The sequence below is a fragment of the Neoroseomonas alkaliterrae genome (genome assembly GCF_014199195.1).
Taxonomy (GTDB): Bacteria; Pseudomonadota; Alphaproteobacteria; order Acetobacterales; family Acetobacteraceae; genus Neoroseomonas; species Neoroseomonas alkaliterrae.
In genome coordinates this window covers 170501-187919 of the sequence record NZ_JACIJE010000003.1, presented here as the reverse complement: position 1 = coordinate 187919, position 17419 = coordinate 170501, and the positions used below count along the sequence as shown (strand labels likewise).

Annotated in this window: 16 protein-coding genes and 1 riboswitch; of the genes, 7 read left to right on the top strand and 9 right to left on the bottom strand. The window is 71.6% G+C overall.

Features of this window, described 5'->3' with window-relative positions; genetic code table 11:
• The first annotated feature begins 3 nt into the window (after positions 1-3).
• Positions 4-1524, top strand: coding sequence for a Ppx/GppA phosphatase family protein (locus FHS88_RS06930; RefSeq protein WP_246419589.1), 1521 nt, complete (start codon positions 4-6; stop codon positions 1522-1524).
• 165 nt (positions 1525-1689) lie between these two features.
• On the opposite strand, the gene rnd is transcribed toward FHS88_RS06930, so the two are convergent.
• Positions 1690-2877 (bottom strand): ribonuclease D, encoded by a 1188-nt coding sequence (rnd, locus tag FHS88_RS06925; RefSeq protein ID WP_184482856.1) that lies wholly within the window; start codon positions 2875-2877, stop codon positions 1690-1692.
• A gap of 100 nt (positions 2878-2977) precedes the next feature.
• Between rnd and FHS88_RS06920 the strand changes: the two genes are divergently transcribed.
• From FHS88_RS06920 to FHS88_RS06905, 4 genes are all read left to right on the top strand, one after another.
• Positions 2978-3928 (top strand): aldo/keto reductase, encoded by a 951-nt coding sequence (locus FHS88_RS06920; protein ID WP_184482854.1) that lies wholly within the window; start codon positions 2978-2980, stop codon positions 3926-3928.
• A 179-nt stretch (positions 3929-4107) separates the two neighbouring features.
• The gene (gene aspS / locus FHS88_RS06915) at positions 4108-5910 is read left to right on the top strand and encodes an aspartate--tRNA ligase (RefSeq protein WP_184482851.1); all 1803 of its coding nucleotides are present in this window, start codon (positions 4108-4110) and stop codon (positions 5908-5910) included.
• A gap of 31 nt (positions 5911-5941) precedes the next feature.
• Complete coding sequence (locus tag FHS88_RS06910; RefSeq protein ID WP_184482848.1) at positions 5942-6802, top strand: EipB family protein; 861 nt, start codon at positions 5942-5944, stop codon at positions 6800-6802.
• An 11-nt stretch (positions 6803-6813) separates the two neighbouring features.
• Entirely contained in the window at positions 6814-7014 is a 201-nt protein-coding gene (locus FHS88_RS06905) for a hypothetical protein (RefSeq protein WP_184482845.1), read from the top strand.
• Between the two features lie 17 nt (positions 7015-7031).
• Here the strand turns inward: FHS88_RS06905 and FHS88_RS06900 are convergent, their stop codons facing one another.
• Positions 7032-8612, bottom strand: coding sequence for an ABC transporter substrate-binding protein (locus FHS88_RS06900; RefSeq protein WP_184482842.1), 1581 nt, complete (start codon positions 8610-8612; stop codon positions 7032-7034).
• Positions 8613-8693: 81 nt separating this feature from the next.
• Positions 8694-8801, bottom strand: a riboswitch (TPP riboswitch).
• Between the two features lie 95 nt (positions 8802-8896).
• Between FHS88_RS06900 and FHS88_RS06895 the strand changes: the two genes are divergently transcribed.
• Together FHS88_RS06895 and FHS88_RS06890 are read left to right on the top strand one after the other, a co-directional pair.
• Positions 8897-10432: a UxaA family hydrolase gene (locus FHS88_RS06895; RefSeq protein ID WP_184482839.1), complete on the top strand. Its 1536-nt coding sequence runs from the start codon at positions 8897-8899 to the stop codon at positions 10430-10432.
• 100 nt (positions 10433-10532) lie between these two features.
• Positions 10533-11429 carry an FkbM family methyltransferase gene (locus FHS88_RS06890; protein ID WP_184482836.1) on the top strand — a complete coding sequence of 299 codons (897 nt, stop codon included), beginning with the start codon at positions 10533-10535 and terminating at the stop codon, positions 11427-11429.
• A 130-nt stretch (positions 11430-11559) separates the two neighbouring features.
• Here FHS88_RS06890 and FHS88_RS06885 read toward each other — a convergent pair whose 3' ends face one another.
• From FHS88_RS06885 to FHS88_RS06855, 7 genes are all read right to left on the bottom strand, one after another.
• A complete protein-coding gene (locus FHS88_RS06885) occupies positions 11560-11874 on the bottom strand; it encodes a monooxygenase (protein ID WP_184482833.1) in 315 nt (104 codons plus the stop codon).
• Positions 11871-12326, bottom strand: a complete 456-nt coding sequence (locus FHS88_RS06880) for a lysozyme inhibitor LprI family protein (RefSeq protein WP_184482830.1) — start codon at positions 12324-12326, stop codon at positions 11871-11873. The genes FHS88_RS06885 and FHS88_RS06880 overlap by 4 nt, the downstream gene beginning before the upstream one ends.
• Positions 12326-13174 carry a fumarylacetoacetate hydrolase family protein gene (locus FHS88_RS06875; protein ID WP_184482827.1) on the bottom strand — a complete coding sequence of 283 codons (849 nt, stop codon included), beginning with the start codon at positions 13172-13174 and terminating at the stop codon, positions 12326-12328. Before FHS88_RS06875 ends, FHS88_RS06880 begins: the two co-directional genes overlap by 1 nt.
• An 81-nt stretch (positions 13175-13255) precedes the next feature.
• The gene (locus tag FHS88_RS06870; protein ID WP_184482824.1) at positions 13256-13495 is read right to left on the bottom strand and encodes a hypothetical protein; all 240 of its coding nucleotides are present in this window, start codon (positions 13493-13495) and stop codon (positions 13256-13258) included.
• A 33-nt stretch (positions 13496-13528) separates the two neighbouring features.
• Entirely contained in the window at positions 13529-14278 is a 750-nt protein-coding gene (locus tag FHS88_RS06865; RefSeq protein WP_184482822.1) for an SDR family oxidoreductase, read from the bottom strand.
• Between the two features lies 1 nt (position 14279).
• On the bottom strand, positions 14280-16070 hold the full coding sequence (locus FHS88_RS06860; protein WP_184482819.1) for an IlvD/Edd family dehydratase: 1791 nt from the start codon (positions 16068-16070) through the stop codon (positions 14280-14282).
• A 280-nt stretch (positions 16071-16350) separates the two neighbouring features.
• Positions 16351-17394, bottom strand: coding sequence for an alpha/beta hydrolase (locus tag FHS88_RS06855; RefSeq protein ID WP_184482816.1), 1044 nt, complete (start codon positions 17392-17394; stop codon positions 16351-16353).
• Positions 17395-17419 lie beyond the last annotated feature (25 nt).

The window sequence follows — 17419 nt, the reverse complement described above, 5'->3', positions numbered from 1 at the left end:
GCCTTGAGCCAACTCACCCGTGAAAGGCCGGCCCCGGCCGAGGCCGGGCTGCGCCAGCCGCGAGCGGCGGTGGTGGATCTCGGTTCTAACTCCGTCCGCCTCGTGGTGTTCGAGGGGCGGGCGCGCAACCCGCTGACCATCTTCAACGAGAAGGCGGTGCTCGGCCTCGGCCGCGGCCTCGTGACCACGGGCCGGCTGAACGAGGAGGCGGTGGAACAGGCCGTCACGGTGATGGTGCGCTACCACACCGTCGCGCGCGCCATGGGCGCGGAGCCGGTCGAGGTGCTCGCCACCGCGGCCGTGCGCGACGCGGCGAACGGCCCGGCCTTCGTCGAGGCGCTGCGCGCGCGGCTGCCCGACCTCACGATCCGCATCCTGACCGGTCAGCAGGAGGCGATGCTCTCGGCCGAGGGCGTGTTGCTCGGCTTCCCCGATGCGGACGGCGTGCTGGGCGACATCGGCGGCGGTTCGCTCGAACTGGTGGAACTCGCCCATGGCCGCGCGGGGCGCTCGGCCAGCCTGCCGCTCGGGGCCATCCGCCTCGCCGAACGCGCGGGCGGGGAGATCCAGCGCGGGCGGGCCATCGCCACCGAGGAACTCGGCCGCATCGCCTGGCTGCCGGAGGGGCAGGGGCGGGATCTCTACCTCGTCGGAGGGGCGTGGCGCGCGCTCGCGCGCATGCACATCGCCCAGACCGCCTATCCGCTCTCGATCGTGCACCACTACGTGCTGTCGCGGGAGGAGGCGCGCGACCTCGCCGGCGTGGTGATGGCCGCGACCCGCCGCACGCTCGAACGCATGCCCGGCGCGCCGACCAAGCGCCTGCAGGACCTGCCCTGGGCGGCGATGGTGATGCGCCGGCTGATCCGCGCCTCGGGCGCGCGGCGCGTGGTGTTCAGCGCCAACGGGCTGCGCGAGGGCTGGTATGCCCGCCAGATCGCCGCCGAGGAGCGCCGGCGCGAGCCGCTGCTCGCCGCCGCGCAGGACCTTGCCGCCCGCTTCGGCCGCGACCCGCGCCTGCCGCCCGCCCTCGCGCAATGGACCGCCGGGCTTTTCGAGCGCGAGGGCGTGGCCGAAGCCGCGCTGCGCGCCGCCGCCTGCTGGGTGAGCGACATCGGCAGCCACGACCACCCGGACTACCGCGCCGAGCACGCCTATTTCCGCGTGCTGCGCCAGCCGGGCGTGGGGCTCGACCACCATGCGCGCGCCTTCCTCGCGCTCGCGGTGGCGCTGCGCTACGAGGCCGGCGCGGATGCGCCCTTCCTGCAGGCCGCGCGCGTGCTGCTCGATGTCGCGGCGGTGCGGCGGGCGGAAATCCTGGGGGCGGCGCTGCGGCTCGCCTACACGCTGTCGGGCGGCACGCCCGAGCTGCTGGCGGGCACGGCGCTCGACCGCAGCGGCGGGCGGCTCGTGCTCAGGCTGGTGGAAGGCAGCGGCGTCTTCGCGGGCGAGAGCGTGCTGCGGCGGGTCGAGGCGCTGGCGGCGACGCTGGGGCTGGAGGCTGTGGTGGAACTCGCGGGCTGAGTATGGGTCCGGAGAGGGGCTTTGCCCCTCTCCGGGCCTCTCCCCACCAGAGGCCGAAGGGCCTCTGGACACCATCACCGGGAGCCGCACCGTGGGGATACCCCGTCCGCGTGGGCTGCGCCGGAAGCCGATGGTCCGAACGTCCCGCGCCCCCGGCGATGGGCCTCACCCCGCCCGGATCAGCTTCACCCGCTTCCCGTCCACCCCGAGCGCCAGCCGCCCGGCCTTCAGCGCCAGCGCCGCCTCGCCGAACACCTCGCGCCGCCAGCCATGCAGCGCCGGCACGTCGGCGGCCTCGCCCGCCGCCAGCCGGTCGAGGTCCTCGCTGCTCGCGAGCAGTTTCGGCGCGACGTGGTGCTCCTCGCTCTTCGCGGCCAGCAGCACCTTCAGCAGCGCCACCAGCGCGGGGGAGACGGGCGGGCCGGCGCGGTCGCGCGGGGCCTCGGGCAGTTCGGCCTCCGGCAGCTCCTTGCCCGCCTTCACCGCGGCCAGCAGCCCCGCGCCCGAGCGGCCCTTGGCGAAACCCTCCGAGATGCCGCGCGCGCGGCTGAGGTCCGCGACCGTCTCGGGCATGGTCGCGGCGATCTCGAGCAGCGTCTCGTCCTTCACCAGCCGCTGGCGCGGGATGTTGATCCGCTGCGCCTCGCGCTCCCGCCAGGCGGCGACCGAGCGCAGCACGCCGAGGAAGCGCCGGTTGCCCGTGCGCGGGCGCAGCCTTTCCCATGCCGTCTCGGGGTCCAGCCGGTAGGTCGCGGGGTCGGTCAGCGCGGCCATCTCCTCGGCCACCCAGGCGAGGCGCCCCTCCCGCCGCAGCTTCTCGTCGAGCGCGCGATAGATCCGCCGCAGATGCGTCACGTCGGCCGCGGCATAGGCCATCTGCGCGGCCGAGAGCGGGCGCGCCGACCAGTCGCTGAAGCGGTGCGCCTTGTCGATCTGCGTCCCGGCGAGCGAGCGGCACAGGCCGTCATAGGAGACCTGGTCCCCATAGCCCGCGACCATGGCCGCGACCTGCGTGTCGAACAGCGGCGCGGGCACCGCGCCGAACTTCAGCAGGAAGATCTCCACGTCCTGGCGCGCGGCATGGAACACCTTGAGCACGGCGGGGTCCGCCAGCAGCGCGCCGAGCGGGGCGAGGTCGAGTCCTGGGGCGAGCGTGTCCACGAGCGCCACCTCGGCATCCGAGGCGAGCTGCACGAGGCAGAGCTCGGGCCAGTAGGTCCGTTCGCGCATGAACTCGGTGTCCACGGTCACGAAGGTCTCGGTCCTGAGCCGCTCGCAGAGCGCGGCAAGGGCCTCGGTCTCGGTGATCAGGACGGGCGGGGACTCGGCGGCGGCGGCGGGACGGCGGCTCATTGCGTCGCGTCATAAACCCGGCGCAGGGCCAGGGAAAGCCGGGGCTGGCCGGCCCGCCGGCCGGGGCGCATGCTGGACGCGAAGCACAGGAGGATGGCTCATGCAGATGCGCGCCCTGGGGCGGTCGGGGCTTTCGGTCCCGCCGGTGGTGTTCGGCGGCAATGTCTTCGGCTGGACGGCGGACCGGGCGATGTCCTTCCGCCTGCTCGATGCCTGCCTCGAACGCGGCCTCGTCGCGATCGACACGGCCGATGTCTATTCGGCCTGGGCGCCCGGCCATTCGGGCGGCGAATCGGAAACCATCATCGGCGAATGGCTCAAGGCCCGGCCCGGGGCGCGGGAGAAGGTGCTGATCCTGACCAAGTGCGGCATGGAGATGCCGGGGCAGGGCAAGGGCCTCTCCCCCGCCTGGATCGCGACGGCCTGCGAGGCCTCGCTCCGCCGTCTCGGCATCGAGCGCATAGACCTCTACCAGGCGCACAAGGACGACGAGAGCGTTCCGCTCGCCGAGACCCTCGGCGCATTCGCCCGGCTGATCGAGGCCGGCAAGGTGCGCGCGATCGGTTCCTCCAACTACACGGCGGCGCGGCTGAAGGCGGCGCTCGACCTTTCCGCCGCGCAGGGCCTGCCGCGCTTCGAGAGCCACCAGCCCGTCTACAACCTGATGGACCGCGGCATCGAGGCCGATCTGCTGCCACTCTGCCGGGCCGAGGGCGTCGGGGTCATCACCTATTCGGCCCTGGCCTCGGGCTTCCTGACGGGCAAGTACCGCTCGGAGGCGGATCTCGGGAAATCGGTGCGCGGGCCGCGCAGCGTGGCGAAGCACATGGGGCCGAAGGGGGAGCGGGTGCTGGCCGCCCTCGACGCCGCAGCCAGGCGCCACGGGGTGGGGCCGGCGGCGATCGCGCTGGCCTGGCAGATCGCCCGGCCGGGGATCACGGCGCCGATCGCGTCCGCGACCAGCCCGGAACAACTGGCGGAACTGGCCAGGGCGGCGGATGTCGCGCTGGGGGCGGAGGAGATGGCGGCGCTCGACGCGGCCAGCGCCTGAGACGGCACGGGGGATGGCGCCGCCCTCCCCCGGAACCTCCGCCCGCCAAGGGCCGCAGGGCCTTGGGAGACCGGGCTTCGGTGGGCGGCAAGCATGGCGGGGGCGGGCCTGCTTGACAGCCCGGCCCCTCTCGGTCCCTCTGCGCCGCCTTCCTTCACCGACGATCACGGTCATCCGCCATGCACGCCTACCGCACCCATACCTGCGCCGCGCTGCGCGCCGCCGACGCCGGCAAGACCGTCCGCCTTTCCGGCTGGGTGCACCGCAAGCGCGACCATGGCGGGCTGCTCTTCGTGGACCTGCGCGACCATTACGGCATGACGCAATGCGTGGTCGCCGCCGGCTCGCCCATGCTTGCCACGCTCGAGGAGGTGCGGCCCGAGAGCGTCATCACCGTGACCGGCGAGGTGGTGCTGCGCGAGCCCGGCACGGTGAACCCGAAACTGCCCACCGGCGAGATCGAGCTGCGCGTGCGCGAGGTGGTGGTGCAGTCCGCCGCCGAGATGCTGCCCATCCAGGTCGCGGGCGAGCAGGAATTCCCCGAGGATCTGCGCCTGCGCTACCGCTTCCTCGACCTGCGGCGCGAACGCCAGCACCGCAACATCATGCTGCGCGCGAACGTGATCGCCTCGATCCGCCGTCGCATGATCGAGCAGGGCTTCACCGAGTTCCAGACGCCGATCCTGACGGCCTCCTCCCCCGAGGGCGCGCGCGACTTCCTCGTGCCCTCCCGCCTGCATCCGGGCAAGTTCTACGCGCTGCCGCAGGCGCCGCAGCAGTTCAAGCAGCTCTGCATGGTCGCGGGCTTCGACCGCTACTTCCAGATCGCGCCCTGCTTCCGCGACGAGGCCTCCCGCGCCGACCGCTCGCCCGGCGAGTTCTACCAGCTCGACTTCGAGATGAGCTTCGTCACGCAGGAGGACGTCTTCGCCGCCATCGAGCCGGTGATCGCGGGCGTCTTCGAGGAGTTCGCCAACGGGCGGAAGGTGTTCGGCGCGCCCTTCCCGCGCATTCCCTATGACGAGGCCATGCTCGTCTATGGCTCGGACAAGCCGGACCTGCGCAACCCGCTGAAGATCGCGGATGTCACCGAGCACTTCGCCGGCTCGGGCTTCGGGCTGTTCGCGAAGATCGCGGCCGCGGGCGGCGTGGTCCGCGCCATCCCCGCGCCGGGCGCGGCCGACAAGCCGCGCGGCTTCTTCGACAAGCTGAACGAATGGGCGCGCGCCGAGGGCGCGGGCGGGCTCGGCTACATCCAGTTCGCCGCCGACGGGCCGAAGGGGCCGATCGCGAAGAACCTCGAGGCCGACCGCGTGGAGGCGATCCGCGCCGCCTGCGGGCTGAACGCGGGCGATGCCGTCTTCTTCGCCGCCGGCAAGAAGGACGAGGCGCCGAAATTCGCCGGCAAGGTCCGCACGCGGCTTGGCGAGGAACTCGACCTCATCGCGACCGACGAGTTCCGCTTCTGCTGGATCGTCGATTTCCCGATGTACGAGCTGAACGAGGAAACCGGGCAGATCGACTTCAGCCATAACCCGTTCAGCATGCCGCAGGGCGGGCTCGAGGCGCTGAACACGATGAACCCCTTGGACATCAAGGCGTTCCAGTACGACATCGTGTGCAACGGGGTGGAACTCTCCAGCGGCGCGATCCGCAACCACCGCCCGGACATCATGATCCGCGCCTTCGAGATCGCGGGCTACACGGCGCAGGATGTCGAGGACCGCTTCGGCGGCATGCTCAACGCCTTCCGCTACGGCGCGCCGCCGCATGGCGGCTCGGCCCCGGGCATCGACCGCATCGTGATGCTTCTGGCCGACGAGCCGAACATCCGCGAGGTGATCCTCTTCCCCCTCAACCAGCAGGGCGAGGATCTGATGATGCAGGCCCCGGCGCGCGTGCCGCCCGAGAGGCTCAAGGAACTGCATATCCGCCTCGATCTGCCGCCGCCCAAGGGTGCGCCGGCGCCCAAGGCACCCTAAATTCGGCTCGTCCCCGGATCTGGAGCCCGCGATGCGGTTGCGCCTGCTGATTGCCGTCCTTCTCGCGGGCCTCGCCGCGGGCCACGCCGCCCGCGCCCAGGCCCCGGCCGCCGCGCCGGCGGCCTCCGTGCCGCAGGGTCAGCCGATCGAGGCGCGGCACCTCGCCCCGCACCGGGCCGCCTACCGGCTCTCCCTGGCCCGCGTGCGGGAGACGGCGAACATCGCCCGCGCCGAGGGCGCGATGCTCTACGAGATCGTGGATGCCTGCGACGGCTGGGCGACGCGCCAGCGCTTCTCCCTCACGCTCACCGACGGCGACGGGACCGAGATGGAGACAGCCTCGGACTACGCGACCTGGGAGACGAAGGACGGCCGCCGGCTGCGCTTCACCCTGACGCAGATGACCCAGGGCGCCGTGACCCAGCGCATCGCGGGCGAGGCGGAGATCGGCCCCGACGGCAGCGGCATCGCCCGCTACACCGAGCCCGAGGCGAAGGAGGAACGCCTGCCGCCCGGCACGCTGCTGCCCAACATGCACACCATCCTCGCGCTGAACGCGGTGCGAGAGGGGCGGCGGCTGCTGGTCGCGCCCCTCTTCGACGGCACCTCCGCTGAAGGGGCGCAGGACACCACTTCGGTCTTCTCGCCCTGGGACGCGCCGCGCGAGGTGGCAGGGTTCCCCGCGCTCTCCCCGCTCGGCTCGGCGCGGATGCGCATCGCCTTCTTCGACCGCGAGGCCCAGCAGCAGGGCGGCGGCGCGACCACGCCGTCCTACGAGGTCTCGCTGCGCTACTGGGAGAACGGCGTGGCGGACGAGCTGATGATGGATTTCAGGGAGTTCGTCGTCGCCGGGCAGCTCATCCGGCTGGAGCCTGTGCCCGGCGGGTGCTGAACGAGCCGGCCATGCGCGCGGCGCTGGAGCGCGCCTGGCGCCGCGGCCAGGAGGAGATGCACGCGGCGTCGGTGGATGCGGCGCGCATCGTCGCGATGACGGCGGGCGAGGAGAAGGGCGCCATCGGCGCCGCGCGGGCGGAGGGCGCGCTGCGTGCGGCGGCCGCGATCCGCCGCCTGCCCGTCCGGCCCTTCGACGCGGAGAGCGCCTGACACGCCGGCCGCCCGCGCTACCCGCGGCGGAGGTTCCACACGAAGGGGTTCGGCCCCTGCAGCACGCCAGTGATCTCCCGCCGGAAGGCGGTGCGCAGGCGGAACAGGCCGGTCGGCGCGAAGGGCACGGCATCCCAGGCGAGTTCCTGCAGCCGGCGCATGGCCCGCGCCTGGGCCTCGGCGTCGGCGGCCATGATCCAGGCCTCGACCTGTTCCTCCACCGCTGCGTCGGTCGGCCAGCCGGGCCAGGCGCGCTCCCCGTTCATGCGGATGACGAAGGAGACGGCCGGGTTGGCGATGGTCGCGGCCGGGCCGTTGGTGTTGTGCAGGTTCCAGCCTCCCTGCGTCGGCGGGGTGCGGTTGTTGCGGCGGGCGAGGATGGAGGCCCAGTCGCTCTCCACCGGCTGGATGTTCACCCCGAGCCGGCGCATCAGCTCCACCGTCAGCCGCCCCTGCTGCGTCACGGCCGGGAAGTCGGAGGGGTTGATGTGCACGATCGGCTCGCCGTTGTACCCGGCCTCGCGCAGCGCGGCGCGGGCGCGCTCCATCGCCGCCGCGCCGCGCGGGGCGGGGGGGAACTCGATCACGCCGGGCAGGCCGCAGGGGAACATGGCGTGGCATTCCTGCCAGTCGCCCTCGAGCGCCACAGCCGACATGAAATCGGACTGCACGATCACGTCGCGGATGGCGCGGCGCACCCGCACATCGCTGAAGGGCGGATGGAGGTGGTTGAAGCGCAGGAAGCCGAGGAAGCCGTTCGGGTCGTAGATCTGCGTGCGCGTGTTGCGGTCGCGCTCGAGCAGCGGCACGAGGTCGGGCAGCGGGTATTCGATCCAGTCGATCTCTCCGGTGCGCAGCGCGGCCGCCGCCGTGCCGCCATCGGGGATCCAGATCAGTTCCAGACGGTCGAAATGCACGCGCTTGCCGCCCGCGGCCGCCTCGGCCGGTTCCTCGCGCGGGACATAGGCCTCGTTGCGCAGATAGACGCTGCGGCTGCCCTGCACGTATTCGGCGCCGACAAAGCGCCAGGGGCCGGAACCGACCATGTGCTCCACGCCGAGCGGGCGGTCGGCGGGCAGGTTCGCGATGCGCTCGGGCATCATGAAGCAGGGCGAGGCGCCAGGCTTGGCGAGCGCGTCGAAGAGCGCGGGGAAGGGCCGGTGCAGGCGGAAGCGGATGGTGCGGTCGTCCTCGGCGGCGAGCTCGGCGGTGGCACGCATCAGCACCTGGCCGAAGGCGTCGCGGCTGCCCCAGCGCTTGATCGAGGCGACGCAATCGGCCGCGCGCACCGGCTCCCCGTCGTGCCAGCGCAAGCCGTCGCGCAGGCGGATGCGCACCGTGCGGCCGTCATCCTCGATCGCGTGGCCCTCGGCCATCTGCGGTCGCGGGCGCAGCGCGCGGTCGGCGCCGTAGAGCGTGTCGAACACGCAATAGGCATGGGTGGTGATGATGGTGCTCGGGCTGAACACCGGGTCGAGCGAGGCGAGGGCGGCCTGCGGCATGAAGCGCAGCACGCGCGAGCGGGCGGGCTGGGCATGGGCGGCGCGCGCCAAGGGCAGGGCGGCGGCGGCGGCGAGCAGCGAGCGGCGGTTGAGCATCGTCCCCTCCATGGCCGGGATGGGGAGCGGAGGCCCGGTCGCGGCCGCGCGTCGCCCCGCGAGCGGGGAGGGAACGCGCGGACGAACGGGTGGCACCGTTCCCTTCGCCGGTCCGAACCGGATCAGGTTCCATGGGTCGCGGGTGAAGCCCGCCTCTCAGCCCCCGACGGGGCTCCCCAAGGTGTCCTCGCCTTGGATGCACCGCTTCGCGCCGCCGCGCAAGGGCGGGGATGCGCGGCCCGGCCGCTCGGCTAGGATGGCGGCGAGCGATGGAGGATTGCGCGATGACGACGACCACCCTGCCGCCGGTGATCCGCCTGCACCCCGACGACGGGGTGGTGATCGCCCGCACGGTGCTGCCGCCGGGCACCGAGGTGGCCCCCGGCATCAGCGTGGGCGAGCGACGCATCCCGGCCGGCCACAAGGTGGCAGTCCGCCCCCATGCGAAGGGCGAGCCGATCCGCCGCTACGGCCAGATCATCGGCTTCGCGACGGATGCGATCGAGCCGGGTGCCTGGGTTCACACCCACAATTGCGAGATGGGGGATTTCGCCCGCGACTACGCCTGGGGCGCGGATGCAAAGCCTACGGACTACGTCGCTGCGCCGGCGACTTTCATGGGCATTCGCCGCGCCGACGGGCGCGCGGCGACGCGCAACTACATCGGCATCATCACTTCCGTGAACTGTTCGGCGCATGTGGCCGAACTCATTGCCCGGCAGTTCGAGCGCAACCCGATCACCGGCCATGATCCGCTGGCAGCCTGGCCGAATGTGGACGGGGTGGTGGCGCTGACGCACAAGACCGGCTGCGGCATGACGATGGATGAGCCACTGCGCGTGCTGCGCCGCACGCTCGCGGGCTTCGCGCGGCATGCGAACTTCTCCCACGTCATCGCCATCGGCCTCGGCTGCGAGGTGAACCAGCTCGGCCCGATGCTCGAGGAGCAGAAGCTGACCGGCCGGCTGCGCAGCATGGACATCCAGGACAGCGGCGGCTCGCGCGCGACCGTGCTGAAGGGCATGGACTTCGTGAAGGAGGTGCTGGCGGAATCGAACGCCGTCACGCGCGTGCCTGTGCCGGCCAGCGAACTCTGCGTCGCGCTGCAATGCGGTGGCTCTGACGGGTATTCGGGCATCACGGCGAACCCGGCGCTGGGCGCGGCGAGCGACCTCGTGGTGCGGCATGGCGGCACGGTGATCCTCTCCGAATCCCCCGAGACCTATGGCGCGGAACACCTGCTGACGCGCCGCGCCGTCTCGCGCGAGGTCGGGCAGAAGCTCGTGGACGTGATGAAGTGGTGGGAGGACTACACCGCCCGCGAGGGGGCAGAGATGAACGCCAACCCCTCCCCCGGCAACAAGGCGGGCGGGCTGACGACCATCCTGGAGAAGTCGCTCGGCGCCATGGCCAAGGCCGGGACGACCAACCTGGTCGAGGTCTATCGCTATGCCGAGCCGGTCACCGCCAAGGGCTTCGTCTTCATGGACACGCCGGGCTACGACCCGGTGGGCGCGACGGGCCAGGTGGCGGGCGGGGCGAACCTCGTCTGCTTCACGACGGGGCGCGGCTCGGTGTTCGGGATGAAGCCGGCGCCGTCCATCAAGCTCGCGACGAACACGCCGATGTATGAGCGCCTTTCCGAGGACATGGACATCAATTGCGGGGAGATCGTCAGCGGCGGGGAGAGCGTGGAGGAATGCGGACAGCGCATCTTCGACCTGATGCTGCGCGTGGCCTCGGGCGAGAGGACGAAGAGCGAGGCGATGGGCTTCGGCGCGCAGGAATTCGCGCCCTGGGTGCTCGGGGCGACGATGTGACGGGTGCTGCCGGGCAGGCGGTCGGCTGCGCCTTCGCCGCATGATCGCAGCCTGGAGCCCGCCGCGGAGTCAACACACAGCCATGAACGGAGTTGCCTGAATGTCGCTCGTCTCCAGGGCCGCCGGCGGTGCGACCCATGCCAGCATCCAGATGCTGGCGCGTGCGCTGGCGCGGCTGTCCAGGGGCGAACGGAGCTGGCTCGCCCGCCGGATCATGCAGGACCGCTACGCCGAGGATGCGCGCATCCTGGCCGGCTTTTTCGAGGAGGCGCTCTCCGCCTGGAAGAACCGCCAGTATGACGTCGCCCTCAATGGCGAAGCCGCCTTGCTGCGGCGGCTCGCGCGCTTCGCGCCCGCGGTGCTGTTCGATGTGGGCGCGAATGCCGGGGACTGGTGCCTCGCGGTGCGCGAGGCCATGCCCGATGCCGCGCTGCACGCCTTCGAGATAGACCCCGATACCGCCGCGCTGTTCGCCGAGCGCCTGAAGGATGCGCCGGGACTCATCCTGAATCCGATCGGGCTGGCCGATGTGGAGGGCGAGGTCCGCATCTTTGTGCGGCCCGAGGAGAACACCGCGACCACCATGCTGGATGCGGGCGCGGAGGGCCGTGTCGAGAAGACCGTGAAGGTGACGACGGGTGATGCCTATGTCGCGAAGCATGGGCTCGCCCGCATCGATCTGCTGAAGATCGACGTCGAAGGCGCGGAGCCGCGCGTTCTCGAGGGCTTCGCAGGCTGCTTCGCGCGCGGGATGATCACCATGGTCCAGTTCGAATACGGGCCTGCGAACCTCCAGACGCGCTTCCTGCTCGGGGATTTCCACCGCTTCTTCGAGGAACGGGGCTTCGTCCTGGGCAAGATCTTCCCCGAGGGCGTGACCTTTGGGCCCTACATGCCGCAGGACGAGGACTTCCGCGGCCCCAACTTCCTGGCCTGCCGGTCGGATCGGCAGGACATCATCGAGGCGCTGCGCTGCGAACGGCTCGAACCGCTTTGATGCCCTGCGCACACAGGATCGACCTTGGTCCGCAAGGCTGCAGGATTTGCCTTCGCGCGCGGCCGCCCCCACAAGCCCCGCGCGCCATACCAGCGGGCGAAAGGTCAAACCATTCGCCCGCTGGTGTGAGCTATCCGAGCGGGGCGCGGGTCACCCGGCTCAGCGTCTCGTTCACGTCGCGATAGGTCGCCTCGATTTCGGTGATGCCGGCCTTCGCGAGGCGGGCGGCGTGCCTGGCGTGATACGCCTCGGCCGCGGCGCGGGATCGGAAGAGGTAGACGCCTCCGGCGCGCTTCTCCTCCGCCGATTCCGTCCAGATCTTCCACAGCAGGCCGGGTTCGGCGGCGATGTCCTTGGCCAGGGCGCGCAATGCGGCAACCTGCTCCGGCCCGCCGGGCGGGCGGGCGGGGAAGTCGAAGATGAGAAGTGTCGGCCCTTCCGTCACCGGCGCTGCTGCTGCTGGCGGGGTGGCGGCGGCGGTTCAAGCAGGCGCTCGATCTCCATGACGCGGCCGAGGTCGAACTGCAGGTAGCAGGCGGCGCGGTCGGCGGCGGCGTCGGCGCCGCGTTCCGGGTTGGTGCCGGCGAAGTCGCACCGCTTGTCGCGATAGGTCACCCAGGCCGCCTGCACATCGGCCAGCGCCGCGCGCCGGGCCGGGTCCTGCTGCGTCGCGAGCAGCCGTTCCACCGCGCGCTCAAGCCGCGGCGCCACCGCTGCGCGCTGCCCCTCCATGCAGCGGGCGGCGAGCGCCGTGTCCTGCGAATTGCCCATGCAGGTGCGCATGTTGCGATCAACCTGCTGGGCGAGGTCGTCCTGCCGCGGCTGCTGCTGGCGCTGCTGCTGCGCCGCGGCGAGGCCGGGCGCGAGCAGGACCAGGGCGAGGGCTGCCGCGCGCATCATGCCGAGGCAACGAGCCGCTGCTGCTGCTCGCCCAGCCCCTGGATGCCGAGGCGCATCACCTGCCCCGGCTTGAGGAAGACCGGCGTCGGCTTCTTGCCGAGCCCCACGCCGGGCGGCGTGCCGGTGAAGATCACGTCGCCCGGGTTCAGCGTGATGCACTGGCTGACATAGGCGATGATCTGCTTGACGCCGAAGATCATGGTGCGCGTCGAGCCGTCCTGCTGGCGCACGCCGTCCACATCGCAGAACATCGAGAGGTTCTGCGGGTCCGGGATCTCGTCCTTCGTGACCAGCCAGGGGCCGAGCGGGCCGAAGGTGTCGAAGCCCTTGCCCTTGTCCCAGGCGCCGCCGCGCTCGGCCTGCCATTCGCGCTCGCTCACGTCGTTGCCGACGGCATAGCCGGCCACGTGGTCGAGAGCGTTCTCCTCGCTCACGTATTTCGCGCGGGTGCCGATGATGACCGCGAGCTCCACCTCCCAGTCCGTCTTCACGCTGCCGCGCGGGATGATGACGTCGTCGTTCGGGCCGCTCAGCGCGTTCAGCGACTTGAGGAAGACGATCGGTTCCTTGGGGATGGGCGCGCCAGTCTCGGCCGCGTGGTCGGCGTAGTTCAGCCCGATGCAGACGAGGTTCTTCATGCCCGTCACCGGCGGGCCGAGGCGCGGATTGCCCTCGACCCTGGGCAGCGAGGCCGGGTCGAGGGCCGCGAGCCGTGCGAGGGAGGCCGGGGAGAGTGCATCGCCCGTCAGGTCGGGGATGACGCCCGAAAGGTCGCGGATGCCGCCGTCGGAATCCAGAAGGCCGGGCTTCTCCTGCCCGGCGGGTCCGTAGCGCAGCAGCTTCATGGGTGTGGTCCTGCCTGATTCTTCGGGACCGACACCATGCCAGGGGAAGGCGGCGGCCGGAAGGGCCGCCCCCGCGCCGGATCAGACGCGGCGCGGCGCGCCACGGACATGGCCGAACAGCGCGAAGCCGGCGGCGACGAAGCCGAGGGCGATGGCCTGCTGCGGCGGCATCTGGATGGTGCCGTTCCAGATCAGGAGCGCGACCAGCATGCAGAGGCTGCCCAGCGTCATGAAGGCCGGCATCGCCGCCTCGTCCACCATGCCGGCAAGCACCACCGCGCCCATCATGGCGAGGAGGGGGACCGCGAGTTCAAAGCCCATGTGATGCCTCCTTCCTGTCGTTCCGGATCATGGTCACAACGTCCAGCCGCCGTCTATGACGATGGCCTGGCCGGTGACGAAGGCGCTCTCGTCGGCCGCGAGATAGACGACGAGCGCTGCCATTTCCTCCGGCGTGGCGAGCCGGCCCATGGCCTGCCGCGCGACGAAGGCCGCGCGCGCCGCCTCCACCGAGCCCGCCGCGGCGGCATTGGCCGCGATGCGCTCATGCAGGGACGGCGTGTCCACCGTTCCGGGGCAGAGGCAGTTGCAGCGAATGCCCTGCGTCACGTAGTCGGTGGCGATGGATTTCGTCATCCCCACTACCGCCGCCTTGGTGGTGCCGTAGAGGAAGCGGTTGGGCGCGCCCTTCACCGAGGAACAGGCGCTCGACATGTTGATGATCGAGCCCGCCTTGCGTTCGAGCATCCCGGGGATGAAGGCGCGCGCCACCTTCCACATGGCGCGCACGTTCAGCGCGAAGCCGAAGTCCCATTCCTCGTCGGTGCAGGTCAGCACGTTGTTCTGGTGGACGAAGCCCGCGCAGTTGAACAGCACGTCGATCGGCCCGGCTTCCCGCGCGACGCGCTCCACCGCCGCATCGTCGAGCACGTCGAGCGGCACATGCGTGATGCCGCGCGCGCCGAGGTCGCCGACCTTGTGCGCGTCCTTGTCGGTGGCGATCACGGTCGCCCCTTCCGCCGCCATGGCGAGGGCGGCCGCACGGCCGATGCCCTGGCCCGCGGCGGTGACGAAGCAGCGCTTGCCGGAAAGACGTCCGCTCATGTCAGTGGTTGTGCCGGCTTTCGCCGCGCGTCTCCAGGATGTTGAGGAAAAGGGTGGCGGGTTCGAGGCAGCCGCCGGTGCCGAGGCTGCCGACCATGGAGCGGTAGATCTCCTCCCACGGCGTCTTGTTCACGATCTCGGGCGCCTTCCAGGCGGCGCGGCGGGCGGCCAGTTCCTCGGCGGGGATCAGCACGTCCACCTTGCGCGCCTTGAGGTCGATGCGGATCGGGTCGCCGTCCTTGAGCAGCGCGAGGCCGCCGCCGACCGCGGCTTCCGGCGAGACGTTGAGGATCGAGGGCGAGCCCGAGGTGCCCGACTGCCGCCCGTCGCCCATGGTGGGCAGCGCGGTGATCCCGCGTTTGATCAGCGCGGCGGGCGGCTGCATGTTCACCACCTCCGCAGCACCCGGATAGCCCACGGGGCCGCAGTTGCGGATCACCAGGACCGTCTTCTCGTCGATGCCGAGGGCGGGGTCCTCGATGCGCGCGTGGTAGTCCTCGGGGCCTTCGAAGACCGCGACCTTGCCCTCGAACACGTCGGGCGGGTCGGAGAGAAAGCGCTCGCGGAAGGCCTTGTCGATCACGCTGATCTTCATCACCGCGTTGTCGAACAGGTTGCCCGAGAGCACGACGAAGCCCGCGCGCTCCTTCATCGGCTTCGACAGCGGGCGGATGACCTCCGGGTCCGGGTCGGGGATGTTGGCGACGTTCTCGGCGAGCGTGCGGCCGGTGACCGTCATCACGTCGCCATGCAGCAGGCCGGCGTCGAGCAGTTGTTTCATCACCGCCGGCACGCCGCCGGCACGATAGAAGGCCTCGCCGAGGAACCGGCCGGCGGGCTGGCAATCCACCAGCAGCGGGATGTCGGCGCCGACGCGCTGCCAGTCCTCGACCGTGTGGTCCACGCCCATGTGGCGGGCGATGGCGACCATGTGGATCGGGCAGTTGGAGGAAGCGCCTATCGCCGAGGCCACCGCCACCGCGTTCTCGAAGGCCTTCTTCGTCATGATGTCGGAGGGGCGGAGCCTCTCCTCCACCATGCGCACGATGCGCTTGCCGGTCTCGTAGGCGATCTGCCCGCGCTGGCGATAGGGGCCGGGGATGGCGGCGCAGCCGGTCAGCGACATGCCCACCGCCTCGGCCAGCGAGTTCATCGAAAGCGCCGTGCCCATGGTCGAGCAATGGCCGACGCTCGTCGCGCTCGCGGCCACCATCTCGATGAAGGTGTCGTTGTCGATCTCCCCGGCGGCGAGCATCTTGCGCGCTTCCCACACGATGGTGCCGGAGCCCGCGAGCCGCCCCTTCCAGTAGCCGTCCAGCATCGGCCCCCCCGAGAGGCCGATCGCGGGGATGTTCACCGTCGCCGCGGCCATGAGCTGCGCGGGCGTCGTCTTGTCGCAGCCGAGTGTCAGCACCACCCCGTCCATCGGGTAGCCGTGCAGGATCTCGACCAGCGAGAGGTATTGCAGGTTGCGGTCCAGCGAGGCGGTGGGGCGCTTCAGCGTCTCCTGGATCGGGTGGATCGGGAACTCGAGCGGCACGCCGCCGGCGTCGCGGATGCCCGCCTTCACGCGCTCGGCCAGCGCGATGTGGTGGCGGTTGCAGGGGGCGATGTCGGATCCGGTCTGGGCGATGCCGATGATCGGGCGGCCGGACTGCAGCTCCCCGCGCGTCATGCCGAAATTGAGCATGCGCTCGATGTAGAGCGAGGTCATGCCCGGGTCGGTCGGGTCGTCGAACCAGCGCTGGCTGCGCAGCTTGAATGGCCGTTTCGTCTGGTCTTCAGCAGCCATCGCGTTTCCCCTCGGCACCGTTGTCGGGCAAAGCCTGGGCGGGCGCCGCGGGGGCTGTCAATCGGCGCCCATGCCCGCGCGCGGGGCTGGTGGAGCGGCCGGGCCCGAGGTTTCGGACCACCGCCGCGTCCAGGATGGCGGCGCGGAGAATCGCCGCCGATGCGGGCGTGCCGCGATGAATGAGGATGCGGGCCACGGACAGGGTGGCGGCCGCCCTGCACCGCCACTGCGGCGACGGATCACGGCAGCGCGACCACGCCACCCGCCGCGATGAACCGCGTCAGGCCGCGGCGGCCTCCTCGAGGAAGCCCTGCACGGTCTGGAACAGCAGGCCGCGGTTGCGTTCCATCAGGATGGTGTGCGTGCCCTCCCCGAGCATGACGAGCCGCTTGCCGGGGCTGTTCGTCAGCAGCGGGAAGATCGCCGCGGCCATGGAGGGCGGCGTGTCGCGGTCCCATTCCGCGACGACGAGCAGCGTCGGCGCGGTGACCTTCGCCGGATCCCAATAGGGCCGGCCGGCCTGGGCGTATTCGCGGCTGTCGAGCAGCACGCCGTTCGGGGCGCGCAGCACGGGCGGGTTGCGGCGCAGCCCCTCGGGGTCGGTCGCCCAGGTCACGCCGGCCCAGTGCTCGAACCAGCCGGGCGGGATCAGGCCGGCGCGCTTGGCCTCCGGCACGCCGTTCAGCCAGCGCTCGCGCGCCTGGGCCTGCGTCACGGCGCGCCAGGCGCCGAGCGTCGCGCCCGCGCCGGCCGCGGCGGGGCTCGCGCCCTCGCGCAGCCAGGGCGGTGCGAACAAAACCAGGCGCTCGACCGCGGCCGGGTTGTCCGCGGCGAAGCGGCCCATCAGCGTCGCCCCCCAGGACCAGCCCATGTGGACGATGCGCGGCAGGCCCCGGTGGGCGCGGATGAAGGCGGCGACCGCTGAGATGTCGGCGACCGCCGTGTCCCCGCGCACGATCGGCGGATTGGCCTCGGGCGGCTGGGCCATCTCGGGCGGGCGGGTGCTGCGGCCATAGCCGCGGATGTCCATGCACCACACGTCGAAGCCGCGCGAGGCGATGTAGTCCATCCAGGAAAGCCCGCCGAGGGGCAGGTCGAAGGCGGTATGGGCCGGATAGGTCGCGCCATGCACGAAGAGCAGCGTGCGCGAGGGCGCGAAGGCGGTCAGCGATTCGGGGCGCTTGTTGCGGACGAAGAGTTCGATGCCCGGGTCGCCCGCGGGCAGCATGTATTCCTCCGTCACCAGGCTCGGCGTCTGGGCGGCGGCCGCGCCGGCGAGCAGCGGCGCGGCGATGGGGGCGGCGATCAGGGCGCGTCGGTTCATGGCGGCCTCGTTGCGTCTCGGCGCC

Excerpts from the sequence above, each read along its gene's own strand:
- FHS88_RS06900 (WP_184482842.1), bottom strand. The coding sequence starts at position 8,612 with ATGCTCAACCGCCGCTCGCTGCTCGCCGCCGCCGCCGCCCTGCCCTTG.
- FHS88_RS06895 (WP_184482839.1), top strand. The coding sequence starts at position 8,897 with ATGACGACGACCACCCTGCCGCCGGTGATCCGCCTGCACCCCGACGAC.
- rnd (WP_184482856.1), bottom strand. The coding sequence starts at position 2,877 with ATGAGCCGCCGTCCCGCCGCCGCCGCCGAGTCCCCGCCCGTCCTGATC.
- aspS (WP_184482851.1), top strand. The coding sequence starts at position 4,108 with ATGCACGCCTACCGCACCCATACCTGCGCCGCGCTGCGCGCCGCCGAC.
- FHS88_RS06905 (WP_184482845.1), top strand. The coding sequence starts at position 6,814 with ATGCGCGCGGCGCTGGAGCGCGCCTGGCGCCGCGGCCAGGAGGAGATG.
- FHS88_RS06865 (WP_184482822.1), bottom strand. The coding sequence starts at position 14,278 with ATGAGCGGACGTCTTTCCGGCAAGCGCTGCTTCGTCACCGCCGCGGGC.
- FHS88_RS06870 (WP_184482824.1), bottom strand. The coding sequence starts at position 13,495 with ATGGGCTTTGAACTCGCGGTCCCCCTCCTCGCCATGATGGGCGCGGTG.
- FHS88_RS06855 (WP_184482816.1), bottom strand. The coding sequence starts at position 17,394 with ATGAACCGACGCGCCCTGATCGCCGCCCCCATCGCCGCGCCGCTGCTC.
- FHS88_RS06920 (WP_184482854.1), top strand. The coding sequence starts at position 2,978 with ATGCAGATGCGCGCCCTGGGGCGGTCGGGGCTTTCGGTCCCGCCGGTG.
- FHS88_RS06875 (WP_184482827.1), bottom strand. The coding sequence starts at position 13,174 with ATGAAGCTGCTGCGCTACGGACCCGCCGGGCAGGAGAAGCCCGGCCTT.
- FHS88_RS06890 (WP_184482836.1), top strand. The coding sequence starts at position 10,533 with ATGTCGCTCGTCTCCAGGGCCGCCGGCGGTGCGACCCATGCCAGCATC.
- FHS88_RS06910 (WP_184482848.1), top strand. The coding sequence starts at position 5,942 with ATGCGGTTGCGCCTGCTGATTGCCGTCCTTCTCGCGGGCCTCGCCGCG.
- FHS88_RS06880 (WP_184482830.1), bottom strand. The coding sequence starts at position 12,326 with ATGCGCGCGGCAGCCCTCGCCCTGGTCCTGCTCGCGCCCGGCCTCGCC.
- FHS88_RS06860 (WP_184482819.1), bottom strand. The coding sequence starts at position 16,070 with ATGGCTGCTGAAGACCAGACGAAACGGCCATTCAAGCTGCGCAGCCAG.